The organism is Luteococcus sanguinis, assembly GCF_039527675.1.
Classification (GTDB): domain Bacteria; phylum Actinomycetota; class Actinomycetes; order Propionibacteriales; family Propionibacteriaceae; genus Luteococcus; species Luteococcus sanguinis.
Genome location: NZ_BAAAKI010000024.1, coordinates 101,907 through 119,978, shown reverse-complemented (window position 1 = coordinate 119,978; position 18,072 = coordinate 101,907). Strand labels below are relative to the sequence as shown.

Below are 18,072 nucleotides of genomic sequence, written 5' to 3'. Positions count from 1 at the left end.
AACGGGGGTCCTCCCTTCACGTCAACCCGCAAACTGTCATGAACGTCCCTGCCACCAACACCTAGGTTTGGGCGTGCTGTCGCTGGGCGAGATCTGCCGTCCCACCGGGCTGTCGATCCGCCCGGTCTGCCATCACCTGCTGCCCTTGCGCACCTCGTCCACGGTGCTGCACCTGATGGCCTTGGCGAACCCCTGAACGGGTGCTCGACGCGGACGGTCGCCGCGCGGTGCCGATCTCGGGCTGGGCTCAACCGGTGCTGTAATGGCTGACATGTGGTTTCCCGTGGCCAGGTGGCAGGGCGAGCGGACGATCGGACGGTTGCCCGAACCGGTGGTGACCGACAGCTTCGGCCAGGTCGGTGCGGGTGACGAGCAGTTGTCGCTGGTGGTACTTGGGGACGAGTTGGCGGCCGCGGCGGGTTTCGCCGAGACGATCGCTTCGCGGTTGGCAGAGGCTCGGGGTGCGCGGGTGGTGTTCCAGTCGGTCGCCGAATCGATGGCGACGATCCGGGACGTGCACTACGGGACGCTGAACCGGGTGCCCGCCCGCACCGACGCGGTGGTGCTGGTGGTGGGCGCCCACGACGTGCTGGCCAGGACGGGTTTGGACGAGTGGCGCACGGAGCTGGCGGCGACGCTTCAGATCCTGCGCCGGGTGGGGTGTGTGGTGGTGGCACAGGTGCCTGACCTGGGCGCTGCCCCGCTGGTGGGCTGGCCCCTCTCGTCGTCCCTGACCGGTCGGGTTCGGGCGCTCAACCGGGTCACCGCGGAAGTCTGCGGCGGAGCCAATCCCGGAGCCCAAACCAGCGAGCCCCGGGCCCAGACCAACGATCCCCGAGTCCAAAGGAACGATCCCCGAGCCCAGAGCAACGTTCCCCGAGCCCAAACCAACGATCCCCGAGCTTGTCGAGGGGTCCCCCTCCCCGCCCCGACTGGCTATGAGGACGACCGCTGGACCCCCGACGCGACCTCACGCACCACGTGGGCCGAGTTGCTCGGCGAGAGTGCGTTTGCCCAAAAACTGATTGCTCGTGCTGATGGTCGCGGTTGACCACAGGCGCGGGATCTATCAGCGCCGATGACTTCAAGGAACCACCGCTGGTCCACTGAACCGACTCGCGCCAAGTGGACCAACGGCTCGCCAACCCCAAGGTTCGATCACTCGCCCAGCAGGATCCGGTAGACGATCGAGTCGTCCTTGCGACCCAGACCCTCACGTCGTCCCCGCAGGTAGAGCTGCTCGGCAGTCGATGCCAGGGGAACCTCCTGGGCCACCTCACGGGCGGCTTGGGTGACCAGACCCATGTCCTTCACGAAGATGTCGAGAGCCGAGCGGGCCTCGTCGTGGTCACCGTCCACCATCCGGCGGCCGCGGTCGCCGAACATGAACGACGCTGCTGCTCCGGCACCGAGCACCTCGTAGATCTGCGCGATGTCCAAGCCCATCGAGTCGGCCAGCGCCATGGCCTCCCCCGCAACTGCGATGTGGACGCCGCACAGCAGCTGGTTGACCACCTTGAAACGCTGACCGTCGCCGGGCTTGTCACCGACGATGGCGGCGGTGCCCGCCATCGAGTCCAGAAGAGGACGGACGCTCTCGACGTCCTGCGGGGTGCCGGAGACCATCATCAACAGGTCGCCGGTACCGGCGCGGACCACACCGCCGCTGACGGGGGCGTCGACCAGGTGACCGGAGGGGAGCTTCGCCAACGCCTGCTCGATCGCAGCCGGGCCGACGGTCGCCATCACCATGACGACCGTGTCGGGTCCCAGCTCACCGACGATTCCCTGCTCGCCGAACAGCACGTCGTCCAGCTGCGCGCCGGTGGCGACCATCAAGCCGACCACATCGCGTCCCTTGGCGGCCTCGGCAGCGGACGCTGCGGGCTTCAGGTGCTCGGCATGCTTCTGCAGGATGTCGGCGCTCACGTCGTAGGCCGTCACCTCGAACCCGTCCGCGGCCAGCACCTCGGCCATGGGCCCGCCCATGGCGCCCAGCCCGATCCAACCGACCTTGATGATGTTGCTCATGACTGGCTCCTGTCGTTCGTTGACTGGCTTGCGATGGTGGCGGTGGTCAGGCGTTCGACCACCTCGGCGAGAGCCTGCTCGCCGCCGACATTTCCGGGGAAGACCACATAGGGCATTCCCTGGCTGTCCTGGGGTGCCTCCACGGCGGTGAACATCGAGATCTGCCCTGGGTAGAACTGGCCGCGGACCTTGGCGTGGGTCATCCCGAGACCTTCGGCAGCGACCTCGTGGGAGGTGATGCCGCCCTTGGCGACCACCCAGGCGGGCCGGGCCGGCAACACGAGCTGGACGACCTGGACCACGGCCTCGGAGACGCTGCGCGCGATCTCCAGCGACCCGTCCTTGTCATCGGTGCGAACGAGTTCTCGGCTGGTGAAGATGACGCAGTCCTGCGTGGGCAATGCCGCACGGATCGCCTCGGCGACCTCGTGCACGTGCTGCTCACGCGTGCCCGGATCCAGCAGGGTGGGCACGTGCAGCTCGAACTCCGTCAGGGTTCCGCGAGCCTGGACGGCGCGCAGCTGGGCGGTGGTCAGGCCGACGTGTGAACCCACCACGACGAGGCCGTGGGACAGCCGGGAGGGATCGGTGGCGAGTTCGTCGTCGCCGAGCACCCGTGCATCGCGCTGCCCGGCCAACGGCCGGACGAAGCTGGGGCCGCATCGGGAGATGAAGCAGCGCCCCTGCGCCTCACGGCGACCCAAGGCCTCGGCCACCACCTCCATGTCGGAGTACTCCGTGGCGTTGACCACCACCCACTGGCGCGCGGTCACCCCGGCGAGGATCTCTTCGACCCGATCGACGCCGCCCTCACGGATGTCGTCCAAGGACAGGCTGGCGACATCGGCCGCCGTCACGGAACCACCCGAGCGCTCCTCAAGGAAGGCCTTCAGGTCCGAGTTCTGGTAGCCGAAGGTCGCGTCCTGGGCGAAGTCGGTGTCGGCGGCGTGCTTGGCGACGCCGTTCACCATCGCGAAGTGCGTGTCGCCGGTGGTGAAGCGTCCGGCCTCGATCATCGCGGGGCAGAACAGGAAGCCATCAACGGCGATGCCGTGTTCTTCCAGCACGTCCGCCAGGGCATTGGGCTCTGCGATCACGTGCCCGCGAAGCGTGGAGTCAGATCGCGACACGACGTGAAGACCTGCGGTCTCAACACCGGTGGCGAGGAAGCCCTCGAGGATGCGGCGGTTCTTGGCAACGGCCTCGTCCTCGGGCAAGGCCCTGGTGTTCTGGAGGACGAAGCAGGCGCTGCCCGGCTCGGCGAGGGCGCGGGCCGCAATGGCTGGGTCCTCAACAAAGGCGATGTCCACGTCGGCGACGCACTGGGAGCCAGTTGGGTCGTCGTCCAGTACGAGGACGCGACGCTGGTTGGTGAACTCGTTCACGGGAACTCTTCTCCTCCGGAACTACGAGACCAGGCCGACGACGGGCCACAGGAGACAGATGACGAGGAAGCCGACGATCGAGGTAGCGGTGGAGCACACCGTGTACGACTTCAGCGCGTCCGTAGTGCTGACGCGGTAGTAGCGGCTCCACACCCAGAACAGCGAGTCGTTGACGTGGGAGAGGGCCATGGAACCGGCGCCGATCGCCAGCGTGACCAGCGCCAGCTGCATCACCGAGAGGTCCGTCGAGGCGGCCAGCGGAGCGAGCAGGGGAGCAGTGGTGATCGTGGCCACCGTCGCCGAGCCCTGGGCGGCGCGGATCAGGGCCGACATCAGGTAGGCGAGCAGCAGGATCGGCAGACCCGATCCGGCCAGCGCATCGGCCACGGCCTTCGCGACTCCGGTCTGGGTGAGGACGTAGCCGAAGGTTCCGCCGGCGCCCGTGATCAGGATCACGGCGGCAGTGGCCGGGAGCGCGGAACTCACCACGTCCTCGATCCGGCCAGCATTCCAGCCGCGACGGATGCCGAGGAAGAAGATTGCCAGCAGCACGCCGATCAGCAGGGCAGCCGGGGAGGCACCGACGAGCGACAGGAAGGAACGGATCGAATTTCCCTTGGGCAACGTCAGGGCGCTGACCGTCTGGGACATGATCAGCGCCAGCGGCACGACGATCATGGCAAGCACCAGGCCAACACTGGGCAGCTGTTCGCCGCTGCGGTCAGTGCCGGCTTCCTCGTGCACACCGGCCGCCGTGCTGCCGATCTCCGGTACGGCCGAGAACACGCGCTTGGTGATCACGCCGCTGAGCGCCTGGCCGAAGATCCACATCACGATGGCGGGGATGAACCCGAGCAGCAGCACCATGCCGACATCGGCGCCCATCAGCTCCGAACCACCCACGATGCCGGGGTGAGGGGGCAGGACGACGTGGACGGTCAGCAGGGCGATGACGGTGGGCAGGGCGTAGGTGAGCATGTTCACCCGTCCCGGCATGCGACGGGCGACGGCCATCACGATGGGGACGAGCACGATCGTGGCGACGTCGACGAAGACGGGGATGCCGAAGATGAAGGACGCTGCACCCAGCGCCCAGGCAGCGCGCTTCTCGCCGAACTTGCGCAACAGCGCGGCGGCCAGTACCTCCGCACCCCCGGACACCTCGACGATGCGTCCGAGCATCGCGCCCAGGGTGACGATCAGGGCCACCGACCCGAGGGTCTTGCCCATGCCGGCCTGGAGCGTGGGGATGACCTCGGCCATCGGCATGCCGGCGACCAGCGCGAGGGCGATGGACACGACGATCATCGCGATGAAGGGGTGGGCCTTGGCCTTCATGATCAGGGCCAGGATGGCCAGCACGGCAGCGAGGCCGAGCAGCAGGAGCATGGTGGACGACATGTATTTCCTTCGTCATTGAGGGATGAATAGCTGGTGAGCAACTTGTCAGATAACTGACAAGTTATGCTGGCCCTGGCAACCACGTCAAGACCCATAGGAACGGAGCGGACGATGAAGGCATCGGAGCGGGTCGTCGCGGCGATCCTCGAGGCGATCGCGTCCGGCGAGTTCCCCATCGGCGAGGAGTTGCCTGCCGAGTCGGCGCTGGCGGAGCGCTACTCCGTGTCACGTCTGACCATCCGGGAGGCCACTGGGGTGCTTGCCTCGGCCGGCGTGCTGGAGGTGCAGCAGGGGCGCCGCAACCGTATCGCCGACATGGCGCGGTGGAGCGTTCTGGACCCTGCGATCGTCGAGACCCGCGCCCGACTGCAGGGCAGCACCGCAGAGTTGGTGGCGGAGTTGATGGAGGCACGCCGCGTGCTGGAGGTCGGCATCGCCCGGCTGGCCGCCCGACGCGTGGACGACGAACAGCTGACGGCACTGGCCGAGCAGGTGGAACTCATGCGCGCGTGCATCGAGGACGATTCCATGGTTGAGCGCTCCGCGTCAGCGGACATCCGATTCCACGAGGTCATCCAGGAGGCCGCCCGCAATGCCTATCTGGCTGGCGCCTTCGCGCCCCTGAGCCAGATGTTGCTCAGGGTGAGACTGGAGACCTCGTCGACCCGCTCCGTGCGCGCGGACGCGGTGGCTTGGCACGAGAAGATCCTGGCTGCGCTGCAGGCACATGACGAGGACGCGGCCGGCGCGGCGATGACTGGGCACATGGCGCAGACCTCAGAGGCGACCCGGACGATCAGTCTGGTGTGAGCCGAGGATTCCACATCGATGACTGGCGCGGCTGCGGCCGCTGGAAGGGGACGTACTGATGGATCTCGTGATCACGGGTGGGGCTGGCTTCCTGGGCTCGATGCTCACCAGGCAACTACTGGAGCGGATGGATGCGGGTACCCCGGTGCTGGGGGCCGATCGCATCATCTCGGTCGACCTGGTCCCATCCCCCGTCGACGACGCGCGGGTGAGCTCGTTCGTCGGTGACCTCACCGACCCCGGGCGGCTCGCGGAAGCGATCACTGGTGATACGGCTGGCGTCTACCACTTGGCATCGATCCTGTCGGGCGGTTCGGAGGCGGACTTCGACCTGGCCGTCCGCGTCAACGTCGACGGCACCCGCGCCCTGCTGGAGCGCGTCCGGGCGGTCTCGTACGGGCGCGAGGCTGCCGCCCGATTCGTCTTCACGAGTTCGCTGGCCGTCTTCGGCGGCCAGGTGCCCGATGTCGTCCCCGAGACCTGGGCCGAGCAGCCTGACTCCACCTATGGCGCCACGAAGGCGATGGCCGAGCTGCTGGTCAACGAATACGGCCGCAAGGGATTCGTGGACTCTCGTATCTGCCGCCTCCCCACGATCTCGGTTCGCCCGGGCGCGCCCAACTCGGCAGCGAGTTCGTTTGCGAGCGGCATCATCCGCGAGCCATTGAACGGCGTGGAGTCCGTCTGCCCGGTGCCGCACGAGACCCGGATGTGGCTGTCATCCCCGCGTCAGGCCGTAGCGAACCTGGTGCGGGCGATGGAGCTCGACGCCGAGCGACTCGGACGCTGGCGGGCCATGAACATTCCGGGGATCAGTGTCACTGTCGGCGAGATGCTCGACGCACTGGAGCGTGTGGAAGGTGCCGACGCCCGGGCGCTGGTGCGCGACGAGCTGGACGGGTCGGTGATGGCGATCGTTTGTTCCTGGCCCGGCGACTTCGACGTGCAGCGACTCGAGTCACTGGGATTCACCCGGGACTCCACCTTCGACGACGTCGTGCGTCAGTACGTGGACGACCACCTCACCTGAGGAAGCCGACAGCCTGGTTCAGGCGAACCGCGCGCGGGTGCGTCCCTCCATCACTTCCTGCAGCGCGGCGACGGTCTGCTCGGACAGGTCGACGTCGAGGATCCGCGCGACGCGGTTGAGGTGCAACACCAGGCGCTCCACCTCGCGGTGGTTGCCTGCCGCGTGCTCGGTGCGGACCCGCTCGACCATGAGCAGCTCGTCCTCCGGCGCGGCTTTCAACGCCCGCGCAGCAGCCCACCGGGCCACGTCGATGTTGCCCGAGGCAAGCGCGCGCTGGGTCAGCACGACACCGATGTCACGGATCGTCGACATCATGTCCGTCCGCCATTCCTCCGCCCAGTGCCAGCACCCCGGCGCCGCGTCGGCCAAGGGGGCGCCCCGAACCAGCCGCAACGCGTCGACCAGTGCATCCGTGGACGCGCGATCGACCCCAGGGCCGACCAGCAACTGCAAGTGCTCCCAGTCGGTGCCCACGGCCGGGTGCAGCGCGATGCGTCCGGTGTAGGCGTCGGGCAGGTAGGGCTCCCCATCCTCGGATGAGCCCAACCAGGTGCGCAGTCGGCTCAGGTTGGAGCGACGTGTGCTGTCGGCGACCATCAGGGAGCGGTTCATCATCGCCGCGGTGCGCCCCGGGTTCTGGTGCACCCATGCCGCGTACTCGAGGCACTGTTGCCGGGCCCGCGAGGGCTCGGTGCCGCGCGCAGCCGCCAGCTGGATGGGGCCGAGCACCAGCACGGTTGGTTGGTCGTAATCGGTTTCTGTCACGAGGTCCTCCTCGTCGCAGCGCATGGTGGCGGGCTCGAGCAGTCGAAGGTTGGCTGGCAACTCGTCCGAGGACGACCACCAAGGGGCAGGGACGGTCGAGCTCTTGGCCGTGGTGTGGAACAGGTCCATCAAGGCGTGGCGGGCAGGTTCGCGGATCACCTGCGGGACGAAGGTGACGCCCCGGCCCGTCAGGCGCGCCGTGTCGCCGTCCAGCAGCAGCGCCTCACCACACTCGGGCAGCCGAGCCAGTTCTGCGACGGTGAGCAAGCAAGCCCCCACCCCCTCGGGCGCCAGCGAATCGCTGCGCAGCGCGACCCGGATGCGCCGCCACTGCTCAGGGGACGGTGTCTCGGTGAACAGGTGCACCTGCGGCTGCCAGGCCTCCGCTGTCTCGGCGTCGGCGCGCAGCTCGGCCAAGGTCGTGCCGTTGGCTCGTCCCAGAGCCAACCGACGAGCGGCGGCCTGGCGTTCCAGCTCGGCAACGCCGTCTTCGACGCTTCCGATGCCGTGCAGCAATGGCTGGTCAAGATCAGCGACCCAGCCGAGCTCTTCACCACTCAGGAAGACAGAGGTCTCGGCCGACCAGCTCGCGCTCACCAGTCCGGTGAGGGCTGCGGCCAGAGCACCCCGCACCTCGTTCGCGTCAGGGCCGGTGATGACGGTGGTCCGCGCCTCTTCCAGGTCATGGACGACCGGTTCATCGTCCGCGACCCCGACGACGACTGCGGCGGGAGGCCAGGTCTCTGGTTCAGCGGTGACCAGCGTCGCGCGTCGTGCCAGCGCTGCCTCCAGTCGCTGGGCGTCCTCTCCGGCATGAGGGATCCGCTGCCCGAGCGGACGGTGGAACAGTTGCGCGCGGCGTCGGAGCGCGACGGCGGCAAGCAGGGAGAGCGCCAATACCCCGGTGATCCCGGCGACCTCCGCCACCTGGTCCCCATCGGGAGCCACGTCGGACGCCGCCAAGACCTCCGGTTCCACCGGTTCGGGTGCTTGGGCCGCTGCTGGGGACGGCACAGCCTCCGCGACTTCCGCGGGCGGCTGGGCCGGCGAGACAGGGGGCGCGGGGGTGGAGGCCTGCGCAGATGCCGTGGGCGCAGTGGCAGGCGCAGATGCCGTGGGCGCGGTGGCAGGCGCAGATACCGTCGGCGCCACCACCGGTCCAGGTCCGGTCTGTTCCTCGGCCGTCGTGGGCGTCGACGAGTCATCGGGCAGGTCCAGCACCCAGCCGGGCTCGATCACGTCCGGGTCGCTGATCACGTCGCTGTTCTTGTCGAAGATCTCCGGCCAACGGTCCGCGTCGCCGAGTTCCTCGTCCGCGATGCCAGACAGTGTGTCGCCCGGGGTCACCGTGACGCTTGATCCCTCGACCGTCTCCGCCAAGGTCTCGGCTGTGAGGCCAGGAAGCTGCAGAACCGCTCCCACCGGAAGGACGGCCATCGGGTCCAGCCGGTTCTCCCGGGACAGGTCACGCCACCTGGTTCCGTCACCGTAGTAGTGCTCGGCGATCGACCACAGGTCATCCCCCGCAACGACCATGTGGGTCGCGAGCTTGGCCGCTGATGGCTCCGCGGAACTCGCGGGAGCAGTCGTCTCGGCTGTGGAGTGCACTTCCGGGTTGCTGGCGGACGAGCTGGGCGCAGACGTCGAGGAGGAAACGGCAGGGGCGGCCACCGCGACCGGCGCATGCGCGTGCCCGGCCACCGGTGCGGCGACGCCCAGAGCGGCGACGACCAGGGCGCCGGCGATGGGCCGAGCCCATCCGCTGAGTGGGATGCGCAATCGGATGCGACCGCGGCTGAGCTGTGCCGCAAGCTCGGCGACCACCGTGAGCGTGAACAGCGCCCACGCCACCCAGCCAGCGAGCGTGAGCACGCCGAGCAGCAGGGCGCCGGTGTCCTGGGTGGTGAGCAGGTGAGCCCAGTCCACCTCCGCCAGCCCCGAGAGACGTCCCAGAACCAGCAGCGCCACGGGCGCCCCGATCACCATCGTCGCGATCATCACCCACGCCGCGATCGCGCGGATTGCACGTTTCATGGTCGTCTCTCCCTGAAGGTGTCGAGTCGTTCCGCCGCCTCCCCGGTGACTTGCAGGTGCCCCGGCATCCCGGGAAGCACCAGGTCGGCGAAGCCGAGCTGGCAGGTGACGCTGACGTTGATCCATCCCTCCACGCCCGGCGCGAGCGAGAAGGCGCTGACGTCGGTCGCGACGGACGAGGTATCGCACGGCGCCCCCAAGGCGGCGAGATTGGAGCGGGCCACCTGGTCTGCCCGTCCGCTGGCGTCGGCTCCCGACCGCGCGATGGATGCGGCACGAGCGGCCGCCTGCGCTGCCTGTTGGGTCGCGCTGCGTGCAGCCCATAGTCGCCAGCCCGCGACCATCAGCCCGATGACCAGCAAGATCATCGGCACGAGCAGCACCACCTCGACCGAGGCCGCACCTCGGTCGTCCGCGTGTGGCCGCCGTCGCATCATCGTTCCCTCGGCTGGCTCGCAGTGGACTCGACCCTCGACAGGCCCAGGTCAAACCAGACCGGGATCCTGGCGACGACACGGACGTTGACCGTGTCCGCGTCCCCGCCCACCTCGACCCGTTCGAGTGTCACGCCATCCGGGTCGACCATCGCGTGCGCCACCCTGAGCGCCGCCTGCTCCCCGTCCCCGGCCACCGCCTGGGCCTCGGCGGCCGCCAGGGCGGCCGAGGCCACCACATTGCGCCCGTGCAGCACCACCCCGGCCTGGATGAGACCGAGGATCATCAGCATGACGAGGGGCAGCAGGACCGACCACTGGAGGGATTCGGACATGCCCCGCTCGTCGACGGGGCGATGGATCACTTGGGCAGGTGGTTCTTGACGTAGGTGGTGATTGCCGCAACCACGATGAGGGCGATGGTGACCGCGCCAGCGAGCAGCACCGCGTTCTCCGTGGATTGGGACAGTCCGCGCTCATCGCGACGGACGGGTGCCGGGTTGAGCACCGTCAGCATGGTGCCGACGAACTGGTGGAACAGCTGGGTGGTTGGCGTGTTCGACATGATCAGGACCTTTCGTTGATGTGATTCGAGTGGGTTGGAGTTGGGGAGTGACGTGGTGGTCAGCCCAGCCCGGAGAGCCGGAGCAGGGGTGGGGTGAGGAAGAGGAGGCCGAAGACGAGCGAGGGGATCACCATCCACACCGTCATGCGTTCTGAAACCTCGTGGGCCGCCTGCTTCTCCCGGGTCAGGTGCGCGTCGCGGAGTTCGCGCACCCGGGCCCGCATCACGTCGGCCAGCGGCGCCCCTTGGTCATCAAGGCGCATCACGTCGGCCATGTCCGCGATCTCGGGGAGCTCCAGTTCGTCGGCGAGTGCCTTGAGGTGCGTCCACGGGGGACGCTGCTCCAGTCGCGCCCGCTCGATGCAGGTTCGGATCCGCTGGAAGATCGGCGCATCGGACATGGCGGCCGCCGAGGCGAGGGCCTGGGTGGACGACTGGTTCGCCAGCCGCTCCAAGGTCACCAGGTCGAACAGGGTGTGCAGCGACTCCGCGGCATCGGCATGGGTCGCACGACGAGCACCCCGAATGGCAAGGTCGGGGTAGAACCAGCCGACGGCTCCCAGCGCCAGTGAGACGACCAGGGGGACCGGCTGGGCAAGCCCGCCCGCGCCGACCATGAGTGCCACCGCCAGCGGTGGCGCCGCCAACCCCAGCAGGCCAAGGATGGCCTTCTGCGTCAGCCAGTCCCCCACCGTGCGTCCCTGCAGCGCCAAGGATGACCGCACCCGGTCCGACACCGGCACCCGCAGGCGCCGCTCCAAGGCCGAACCGAAGCGTGTCGCCCAGTCCTGGTCGCCGGTGGCCACCTCGACCACCGTCCGTGTCGGACGTGAGTCGTCCAGGGCCGCGAGGGCATCGGCCAGACGCGGTGGGCGTCGGGTGAACGACAGCCCGATCACGAACAGACCCAGCGCACAGGCCATGCCGGACAGCACGACCAGCCCGAAGATGGGATCACGCATGGGCCACCTCGCTGACCGGGACGGCTCGAACAGAGTCCGTCTCGGGCTGCTCGGCGTTCTCGAAGCGCCGCAGGATGCGCTCCCTGCGCCTCGGCAGGGTCATGCGGCGCAAAGCGACCATCGGCAGCACGAACATCGCGAGCAGGCAGCCGAACAGCACCTGCCCCAGGGGCGTCGCGAAGGGGGCGAAGTAGTTGGGGCTGAGCACCATCGCGCCGGTGAGCATGAGCACGCTGATAACCGTGACCTGACGCACGACGACGCGTGGCTTGGCACGTTCGGCCTGGATCTCCCGCAGCGCACGGAGCCGGTCGTGCATGCTCGCAGCCAGCTCGTGCAGGGTGGCCGCGGCCCCCGTCCCGCCGCGGCGGGTGCACAGGATCAGGGCCCCGACGATCGCGTCCACCTCGGGGCTGTCCAGACGATCGGCGAAGGCTCGCAGGGCGCCATCTGTGGTCCATCGGTCGTCCATCCGGGCGACGAGCAGCTGGACATCCTGGGCAATGGGCGCCGGAGCGGACGAGGCGGTGGCGCGGATGGCGTCCGGGATCGACTTTCCGGTGGGCAGTGATCCGGACAGGCCACGAACCCATCGGTCGAGTGATTCCAGCAGTTCCAGGTCACGGTTGGGAGGTTCACTGAGCAGGGCGGGCAGGCCCAGCAACAGGACCGGCGCCACGGCGAGTGCGACGACCCAGCCCGTCAGCACCCACACGACAAGGCCAGCGACGAGCGAGAGTGCCCAGTGCAAGCGGGTGCGAGGTGACAGTCTCGACCACCAGCGGCGCGACCTGTCCAGGCTGGATGGTCCGGCCAGGTCGTCGCGGCGTTCGACCTTGACCGCGCCGGCCAACAGCAGGAGCAGGCCGGCCACGAGCAGCGCTGCGCTGGCCCCAGCCACGAGTTCGGTCATGGCCTGCCCTCCCACACGCCGGCGAAGGGTTCCAGCTCCGCAGCCAGCCGCGGATCGGGATGGTAGACGCCGGGGTCATTGCCTTCGGGAGCGCGAAAGACCAGGTGGGTCACCGGACGTCCGCCCTCGATTGCGCCCGTGAGCGTCCGCACCTCGGAGACCAGGCGCCGACGAGTGCCGCCGCGCCAGGTCTCGTCGATCAGCTTCACGTGCACCAGCAGGTGGATGTTGTGCGCGATCTGGCGGTAGGCCTCGTCGACGCTGAGAACGCCGCCCTGCGCGACCCGCGATGCCAAGCGGTCGATCGTCGACGACGCGGAATGCGAGTGCGTCGTGCTGAGGCTGCCCGCGCCGGACTGCATCGCCTCGAACATGGCCCCCGCCTCATTGCCGCGCACCTCACCCACGACCACGCGGGAGAGGTTCTGCCGGAGGGCCTCGGGGATCAGGTCGGCCACCGTGTACTGACCCATCGGACGACCATCCGCGCCCACCTCACCCAGACCAACACGCGCCTGCAGGGCGACCATGTTCCGCCTGCCCTGACGCAGGTGCGTGAGCAGCTCGTAGTCGGTCTCGATGGTGCCGAACCGTTCAGTGGCAGGGATCGCGTCGATCAGGGCGCGCAACAGTGTGGTCTTCCCAGCGCCCTGGTCACCCGAGATCACCATGGACCGACGCGCGAGCACGCTGTCGTGGAGAATGCGGGCGATCTCGAGCGGCATCATCCCGCCGTCGGCGAGCTGGCGCAGGGTGACGTCGGTGAGGATGTGCTGCCGGATCACCACGGACGGGCGGTAGCTCAGACCGAAGCCGATGGCGTGCAGGCGGAAGCGGTCACCGATCGCCAGCGTGGGGGATTCGCAAAACCTCTCTCCGCGATTCTCGAAACTCCTCCGGGCCGTCTCACAGCCCGATTTCGGGCCCCCCGGAGGGTGCTCGCAGCTCCAGTAGCCGGGCTGTCGGAGGCTCGCAACGGCCTTCCGGCCCACCCCAACGCTCCCGCCACCTGCCCGGAAGCACGACGACCAGGCCGCCCTTGTCAGGGACAGCCTGGTCGTGAGTGTGGAATTGCCGTGGAGCTGGGACGGGAAGTGCTCGCCGTCCTGGGTCAGCCGACTACGCGGCGACCGGTGGGGCGTTGGGCGCGTCGGCCCAGTCGTAGTCGTCCTCTTCCGAGTCCCACGTGGCCACAGGAGTCACCACCTTGGGAGGTCGGGGCTTCTTGGGCTTGTCCTCGTCGCGGAGGTAGACCTCGATGGCCCGGATGTTCTCCGCACCGAGCATGAGGGCCAGCAGCAGTGACTGGGCGGCGAGCCCGCGCATGGGACGGCGGGCATGGTCGGCAATGGAGCCGCCCTGCACGTTCTTCAGCCAGCCGTTGCGGGCCTCGTTCATCGAGCGGGGGTAGGCGTAGGCGCGCTTCCACTCGTCGGACTGCCACACCAGGGCCTGCGCGTACTTGGCGCTCTCCTCGACCGGGATGGTGATGCCGGACGAGTTTGTGCAGACCTTGCCGGGATGCTTGGGCAGGTTGCCCTTCTGGATCGGGGTGCGGGTCCCCTTGGACGTGCGGGGAGGTTCCTTCTTCAGGGGGCACGAGACGGTCGCACCTGACCCGGAGGCCGGGCACTTGAACGCCTGCGAACCGTTCTCACGCGGAGCCTCCCGGGGACGCAGAAGGAAGCGCTGCCGGTACTCCAGCAGCTCCTTCCACCGGGCCTCGACGCGGGCGAACTCCTCCTTGGCCTTGGCCTCCTCGCGCTCGGCACGCCTCAGGTTGACCTGGGCCCCACGATAGGCGGCCTGCTTCTCCTCGCTCGCGCCGGAGGCGGGCTGGAGGTCCTTGATGGCCCGGGTCAGCCGCTGCCGGTTGGTGATCGCCTTGGCGACCTTGCCCTGGGCGGCGTGGTAGTCCACCGTGGCGTTCTTGTGAAGGATCGGCATGGCCGGGCAGTACCAGTTGCCGTCCACCAGCTCGGCACCAGCGAAGTGGCCCATCACGCCGTGGGTGTCGCGGCGCAGGTCGCCGACGATCTTGTAGCCCGCCGAGCGCAGCGGGATGGCCCAGTCCTCGGCCTGGGCGTGCGGATAGTAGTCACGGTCGCCGACGACGTAGCCGCGAGGCAGGTCGTGGCTCATGACGTTGGCCAGGGCCGTCATGGCGCTCTGGCGAGGCTGGCGAGCGGGCTTGTCGAGGCCCATGCCCAGCACGAGGTGGGGGAACTGCGGGTCCGGTCCCGGGTGCGCCATGAACGCCAGTTGGGCGTCGAGTGCCCACTTCGTGTCGCGGTGGCCGTCCGGCTTGTCGATCTCCTCGTGGGTGCGCGTGTACCAGCCGCCGTAGGGCTCCGAGGACACCTTGCGCTCGCTCCTGGGTCCTTCCTGCCAGCGCTCGGCCAAGGGCTTCCAGTCACTGCCGGTCGGCACCTTCTTGCGGTTCTTGCGGGCGTGCTCGACACGGGCGGCCTCAATCGTCGCCTGGCGGTTGTCGGGCCCGAAACCCGTGATGCCCTTCTTCACTAGGGGCACGTGGGTGCCGTCCACGGCAATCGTGCCGTCCCAGTTCTTCAACAGGCGCTCGGGCAGGGCCTCGACCGTGGTCCAGATGAGGGCGTTGGTGAACTCCGCGAGGCGCTGGCGGCGGCGCTCCTCCAGGTCGGTGTCCCGCTTCGACAGCAGGGTGGCGTACTCGCGGTAGGTGTAGCGCGAGTGGTGCTGCTCGTCCGGGTGGGGGTCAATGACGTCCAGCACTCGGCGCACGGTCCTCCACAGGCGCAGGTAGACGCCGCGCTCGCCCTTCACCCACCTGTGGTCGTTCAAGTTGACGTTCAGCGCTTCGAGGCCCGCATCGGTCAAGCGGGTCAGCACCAGGTCCCGGGCGCGCACGGCGGTGAGTTCCTGTCCCTCCAGCGCCAGCACGGCCAACAACACCAGGGCGTGCTCGTCGGTGAACTGCGAGGGCCGCCCGCCCTTGGTGGGGTCGTAGCCATCCTCGGTGCGCCACTGGGCCAACTTCTCCAGCACGCCACTCGCGCGCACCCACAGGGCGGCCCTCTCCACCTGCGGGGCGTGCACGGGCACGAAGCGCCGGTCGCCCGAGTGCACTCCGGGCACGTCGAACAGGCGGGAGAGGTTGCCCTCCCCGCCCATCGACGCGCCCGTGGTGGTCATGGAGCCTCAGCGCTCCTCGTCCACGACGCGCAGGGACTCGCGCTGTGCCTTGCGGGCCCGCTTGTTCGCCACCGAGAGACGCTTCTGCTCGCGCATCTCGTCACGCAGCAGGCAGCGGTACTCCTCGGTCTCGAACTCGCGGTAGTGGTAGAGCCACTTGTCGAAACTGCGCAGCGTGACCATGCCTGCCGCCTCGGCAATCACCTGGGGCGGGACACCCGCCTTGATGTGCTCCACCACCCAGGTGGCGCGCATCCGCCGCGTCATCGGCTCGACCTTGCCGCCCTTGTTGCTGCTCTGGACGAAGCGGGTCACGACGTTGGGCTTCTTGTTGGTCCGGCCCGAGGCGAACGCGAAGGCTTCCGGGTCCACCGGGCGCACGTTGGCGACCAGTTCCCGCAGCACGCCTTCCCACTCGGCCAGCACCGGAACCTCGCGCGGGTGCTCGCCCCGGACGTGGAGCAGCACGCCGTCGTCGTCCACCTCGATGTCGCTGACCTTGAGGGCGGCGACCTCCTGGGTGTAGAGCCCAGCACCGACCGTCAGGGCCAGGAGCACCAGGGCCTTGTGGCGACGCATCGCCGTCGACTGCCCGTTGGCCCAGCCGACCACCTCGGCCAGTTCCTCTGCCGAGTAGGGGTCGGGGTTCCAGGCGCTCTGGTAGGCCGTCTCGTTGGGAACGTCAGGGAACTCGGGGTTGATCGTCTTGCTGATCGACTTCAGCCGGGCGCGGTACATCTTGCGCACCTTCAGGCTGTAGTGGCCGCACTCCTGGTCGATCCACTCCCCGATCACGTCGAGGGTGAAGATGGCCGTCCGGTCGAGGTCGTAGCCCGCGAGGCGATGGGCCCAGGCCACCATCATCCCGACGATGGTGATGCGGCGACGGGCCTCGTCGCCGGAGATGGGCTGGGAGTCCAGCACGGCCCGCTGGACGAACTCGCGCACCACCAGCCAGTCGTGCAGGTCCACGTAGCGCGGCACGTAGTTCATGACGACGTGCGTGACGTCCTCAAGTCCCGCGTCGGGGATGGTCTTGTCCTGGTTCATGCCAGCAGAGAACCAAGCGTTGTGGTTGACGGGCCACGGCGTCGGTGGCCTACCGAGCAGGTAGCCGGGGGTCAGAGGAGCGGCCTGCACCTGCTCCCGCTTGTCAACCACAGGTCGGCGCGACGCAGCGCGGGAAGGGGAGGAAAGGTTGGGTGAGGTCCGGGGGCGTCGCCGCAGGGGCACCACCGGGGCAACCGGGGCGCTCGCAATGACCGGCTCGTGGCCGGACCCGACAATGGGATGAGGCTCATGGCTTCGTCGCATGAGCGCGCGCAACTGAGTATCCATAGAGCTGAGGCCGTCGGACCCTCAGGTGCGGCCTATCCAGTGCGCGACTGGTTATTTGACTTTACCGGAAGCCGCCGGTGATTGTCCAGCCCTAAAGCGAAATCACTAGTGGGAACGTTGAATCAGGGTACGAGTTGGGTGCGTTCCCGGGGGCAACAATCTGCTGGTGCATCCCGTTCCCGCTCGGCAACGTCTCAAAGCGTCGCCCATTTGCCCACGTGCCCACCTTCCCCCAGTGGGTGCTACTCTAAGGTGCACGACACCTGGGAAGGGATGCCCACCATGACTTCACCCACACTCGTCAAGACCGACTCGCGATCCCGGGTCGTCCTCCCTGGGCGGCCCGACACCCCCTACCTCCTCGAAGAGTTGGAGGACGGCGTGCTGATCCTCCAGCCAGCCGTCGTCATGTCCAAGGCCCAGGCGGAGTACAACGCCGACGCAGAGCTGCGCACCCTGCTCCGCGATGCCACGGCTTCCGAGACCGTCCATCGGTCGCGGCAGCGCAGGCACTAGCCGGGCAGTGAGGCGACCTCTGTGGACGGCGCGTACTCCGCAGTAGCAGACCAGCAACTGGATGCCCTGGAAGAGAGTCCGGACGTTGATCGCTACAACGCTGTCCTGGACGTGATCGAGGACATCTTCGCCAACCCGTCGCTGGCCCGGCTCCGCTCCCAGGGCATAAGAACTGAGGAGGGGTACACCCTCTTGGTGATCGCCGTTCCTCGGCAGCACCCCTTGAAGGTCTTCTGGCGTGACACGGACCAAGGCCCCAGGATCGAGGCCATCTTCCCCCGCCCCTAGCAACGCGCCTTGAAGCGCCACGACAGCCCCTGCCATCATTACGGAGGCGGGGGCTGTTGGTTGCCCGCTGCCGTCCCGCCGACCGCCTTACAATTCGCCCCCGCCGTCTCGGCTCGGCAAGGCTGGGTCGTGGACCCAGACAGGGGCCATGAGGTCATCGAGTGTGGACCCGAAGACCTTGGACAGCACCAGCCACGTCCGCAGGTCACCCCGGTAGCGTCCAGCGGCAATGTTCACCAGCGTCTGGCGCGCTAGGCCCGTGCTGGCTGCCAGAGCGTCGTAGGACATGCCGGACTCGGCCTTCGCTGCCACGAACACATCGCGTACTCGCGTCATGTCGGGCTCGCGTGGCTCACTCACCCTCCAAGCCAAAGGGTTTCGGCCTAGGGTACACAGCCCAAGTCCTTGTACTATAACTTGGAAGAT

General features: G+C 68.4%; 18 protein-coding genes and 1 pseudogene. 6 read left to right on the top strand and 13 right to left on the bottom strand.

What is annotated here, in order from left to right; all coding sequences use genetic code 11:
- Positions 1–73: 73 nt before the first annotated feature.
- Both ABD089_RS12935 and ABD089_RS12930 read left to right on the top strand, forming a co-directional pair.
- On the top strand, positions 74–196 hold the full coding sequence (locus ABD089_RS12935; protein ID WP_343886856.1) for a hypothetical protein: 123 nt from the start codon (positions 74–76) through the stop codon (positions 194–196).
- Positions 197–271: 75 nt separating this feature from the next.
- On the top strand, positions 272–1,051 hold the full coding sequence (locus tag ABD089_RS12930; protein WP_343886855.1) for an SGNH/GDSL hydrolase family protein: 780 nt from the start codon (positions 272–274) through the stop codon (positions 1,049–1,051).
- 107 nt (positions 1,052–1,158) lie between these two features.
- On the opposite strand, the gene ABD089_RS12925 is transcribed toward ABD089_RS12930, so the two are convergent.
- The 3 genes from ABD089_RS12925 to ABD089_RS12915 are packed head-to-tail and all read right to left on the bottom strand — an operon-like array spanning position 1,159 to position 4,817.
- Entirely contained in the window at positions 1,159–2,031 is an 873-nt protein-coding gene (locus tag ABD089_RS12925) for an NAD(P)-dependent oxidoreductase (RefSeq protein WP_343886854.1), read from the bottom strand.
- Entirely contained in the window at positions 2,028–3,416 is a 1,389-nt protein-coding gene (locus ABD089_RS12920) for a four-carbon acid sugar kinase family protein (protein ID WP_343886853.1), read from the bottom strand. Before ABD089_RS12920 ends, ABD089_RS12925 begins: the two co-directional genes overlap by 4 nt.
- 21 nt (positions 3,417–3,437) lie before the next feature.
- Complete coding sequence (locus tag ABD089_RS12915) at positions 3,438–4,817, bottom strand: GntT/GntP/DsdX family permease (RefSeq protein ID WP_343886852.1); 1,380 nt, start codon at positions 4,815–4,817, stop codon at positions 3,438–3,440.
- A gap of 111 nt (positions 4,818–4,928) precedes the next feature.
- Here ABD089_RS12915 and ABD089_RS12910 point away from each other — a divergent pair, with 111 nt between their 5' ends.
- Positions 4,929–5,627, top strand: coding sequence for a FadR/GntR family transcriptional regulator (locus ABD089_RS12910; protein WP_343886851.1), 699 nt, complete (start codon positions 4,929–4,931; stop codon positions 5,625–5,627).
- Positions 5,628–5,685: 58 nt separating this feature from the next.
- Positions 5,686–6,657 (top strand): D-erythronate dehydrogenase, encoded by a 972-nt coding sequence (gene denD, locus ABD089_RS12905; RefSeq protein WP_343886850.1) that lies wholly within the window; start codon positions 5,686–5,688, stop codon positions 6,655–6,657.
- Positions 6,658–6,675: 18 nt separating this feature from the next.
- Here denD and ABD089_RS12900 read toward each other — a convergent pair whose 3' ends face one another.
- From ABD089_RS12900 to ABD089_RS12860, 9 genes and pseudogenes are all read right to left on the bottom strand, one after another.
- The gene (locus ABD089_RS12900) at positions 6,676–9,456 is read right to left on the bottom strand and encodes a LysM peptidoglycan-binding domain-containing protein (RefSeq protein ID WP_343886849.1); all 2,781 of its coding nucleotides are present in this window, start codon (positions 9,454–9,456) and stop codon (positions 6,676–6,678) included.
- Positions 9,453–9,890: a TadE/TadG family type IV pilus assembly protein gene (locus tag ABD089_RS12895; RefSeq protein WP_343886848.1), complete on the bottom strand. Its 438-nt coding sequence runs from the start codon at positions 9,888–9,890 to the stop codon at positions 9,453–9,455. Before ABD089_RS12895 ends, ABD089_RS12900 begins: the two co-directional genes overlap by 4 nt.
- A complete protein-coding gene (locus tag ABD089_RS12890) occupies positions 9,890–10,225 on the bottom strand; it encodes a TadE/TadG family type IV pilus assembly protein (protein ID WP_343886847.1) in 336 nt (111 codons plus the stop codon). The genes ABD089_RS12895 and ABD089_RS12890 overlap by 1 nt, the downstream gene beginning before the upstream one ends.
- A 26-nt stretch (positions 10,226–10,251) precedes the next feature.
- Positions 10,252–10,455: a hypothetical protein gene (locus tag ABD089_RS12885; RefSeq protein ID WP_343886861.1), complete on the bottom strand. Its 204-nt coding sequence runs from the start codon at positions 10,453–10,455 to the stop codon at positions 10,252–10,254.
- 59 nt (positions 10,456–10,514) lie between these two features.
- Positions 10,515–11,417 carry a type II secretion system F family protein gene (locus ABD089_RS12880; RefSeq protein WP_343886846.1) on the bottom strand — a complete coding sequence of 301 codons (903 nt, stop codon included), beginning with the start codon at positions 11,415–11,417 and terminating at the stop codon, positions 10,515–10,517.
- A complete protein-coding gene (locus tag ABD089_RS12875) occupies positions 11,410–12,330 on the bottom strand; it encodes a type II secretion system F family protein (RefSeq protein ID WP_343886845.1) in 921 nt (306 codons plus the stop codon). Before ABD089_RS12875 ends, ABD089_RS12880 begins: the two co-directional genes overlap by 8 nt.
- Positions 12,327–13,184: pseudogene (locus ABD089_RS12870) on the bottom strand (ATPase, T2SS/T4P/T4SS family); the annotation flags it as partial. The pseudogene ABD089_RS12870 and the gene ABD089_RS12875, both read right to left, overlap by 4 nt.
- 265 nt (positions 13,185–13,449) lie before the next feature.
- Positions 13,450–15,504 (bottom strand): hypothetical protein, encoded by a 2,055-nt coding sequence (locus ABD089_RS12865; RefSeq protein WP_343886844.1) that lies wholly within the window; start codon positions 15,502–15,504, stop codon positions 13,450–13,452.
- Between the two features lie 6 nt (positions 15,505–15,510).
- Positions 15,511–16,554 carry a site-specific integrase gene (locus tag ABD089_RS12860; protein ID WP_343886843.1) on the bottom strand — a complete coding sequence of 348 codons (1,044 nt, stop codon included), beginning with the start codon at positions 16,552–16,554 and terminating at the stop codon, positions 15,511–15,513.
- Between the two features lie 570 nt (positions 16,555–17,124).
- On the opposite strand from ABD089_RS12860, the gene ABD089_RS12855 reads away from it, so the two are divergent.
- Together ABD089_RS12855 and ABD089_RS12850 are read left to right on the top strand one after the other, a co-directional pair.
- Positions 17,125–17,358: a hypothetical protein gene (locus tag ABD089_RS12855; protein WP_343886842.1), complete on the top strand. Its 234-nt coding sequence runs from the start codon at positions 17,125–17,127 to the stop codon at positions 17,356–17,358.
- Between the two features lie 21 nt (positions 17,359–17,379).
- Complete coding sequence (locus ABD089_RS12850; RefSeq protein ID WP_343886841.1) at positions 17,380–17,646, top strand: hypothetical protein; 267 nt, start codon at positions 17,380–17,382, stop codon at positions 17,644–17,646.
- Positions 17,647–17,733: 87 nt separating this feature from the next.
- On the opposite strand, the gene ABD089_RS12845 is transcribed toward ABD089_RS12850, so the two are convergent.
- Positions 17,734–18,006: a helix-turn-helix transcriptional regulator gene (locus ABD089_RS12845; protein WP_343886840.1), complete on the bottom strand. Its 273-nt coding sequence runs from the start codon at positions 18,004–18,006 to the stop codon at positions 17,734–17,736.
- Between the last annotated feature and the right edge of the window lie 66 nt (positions 18,007–18,072).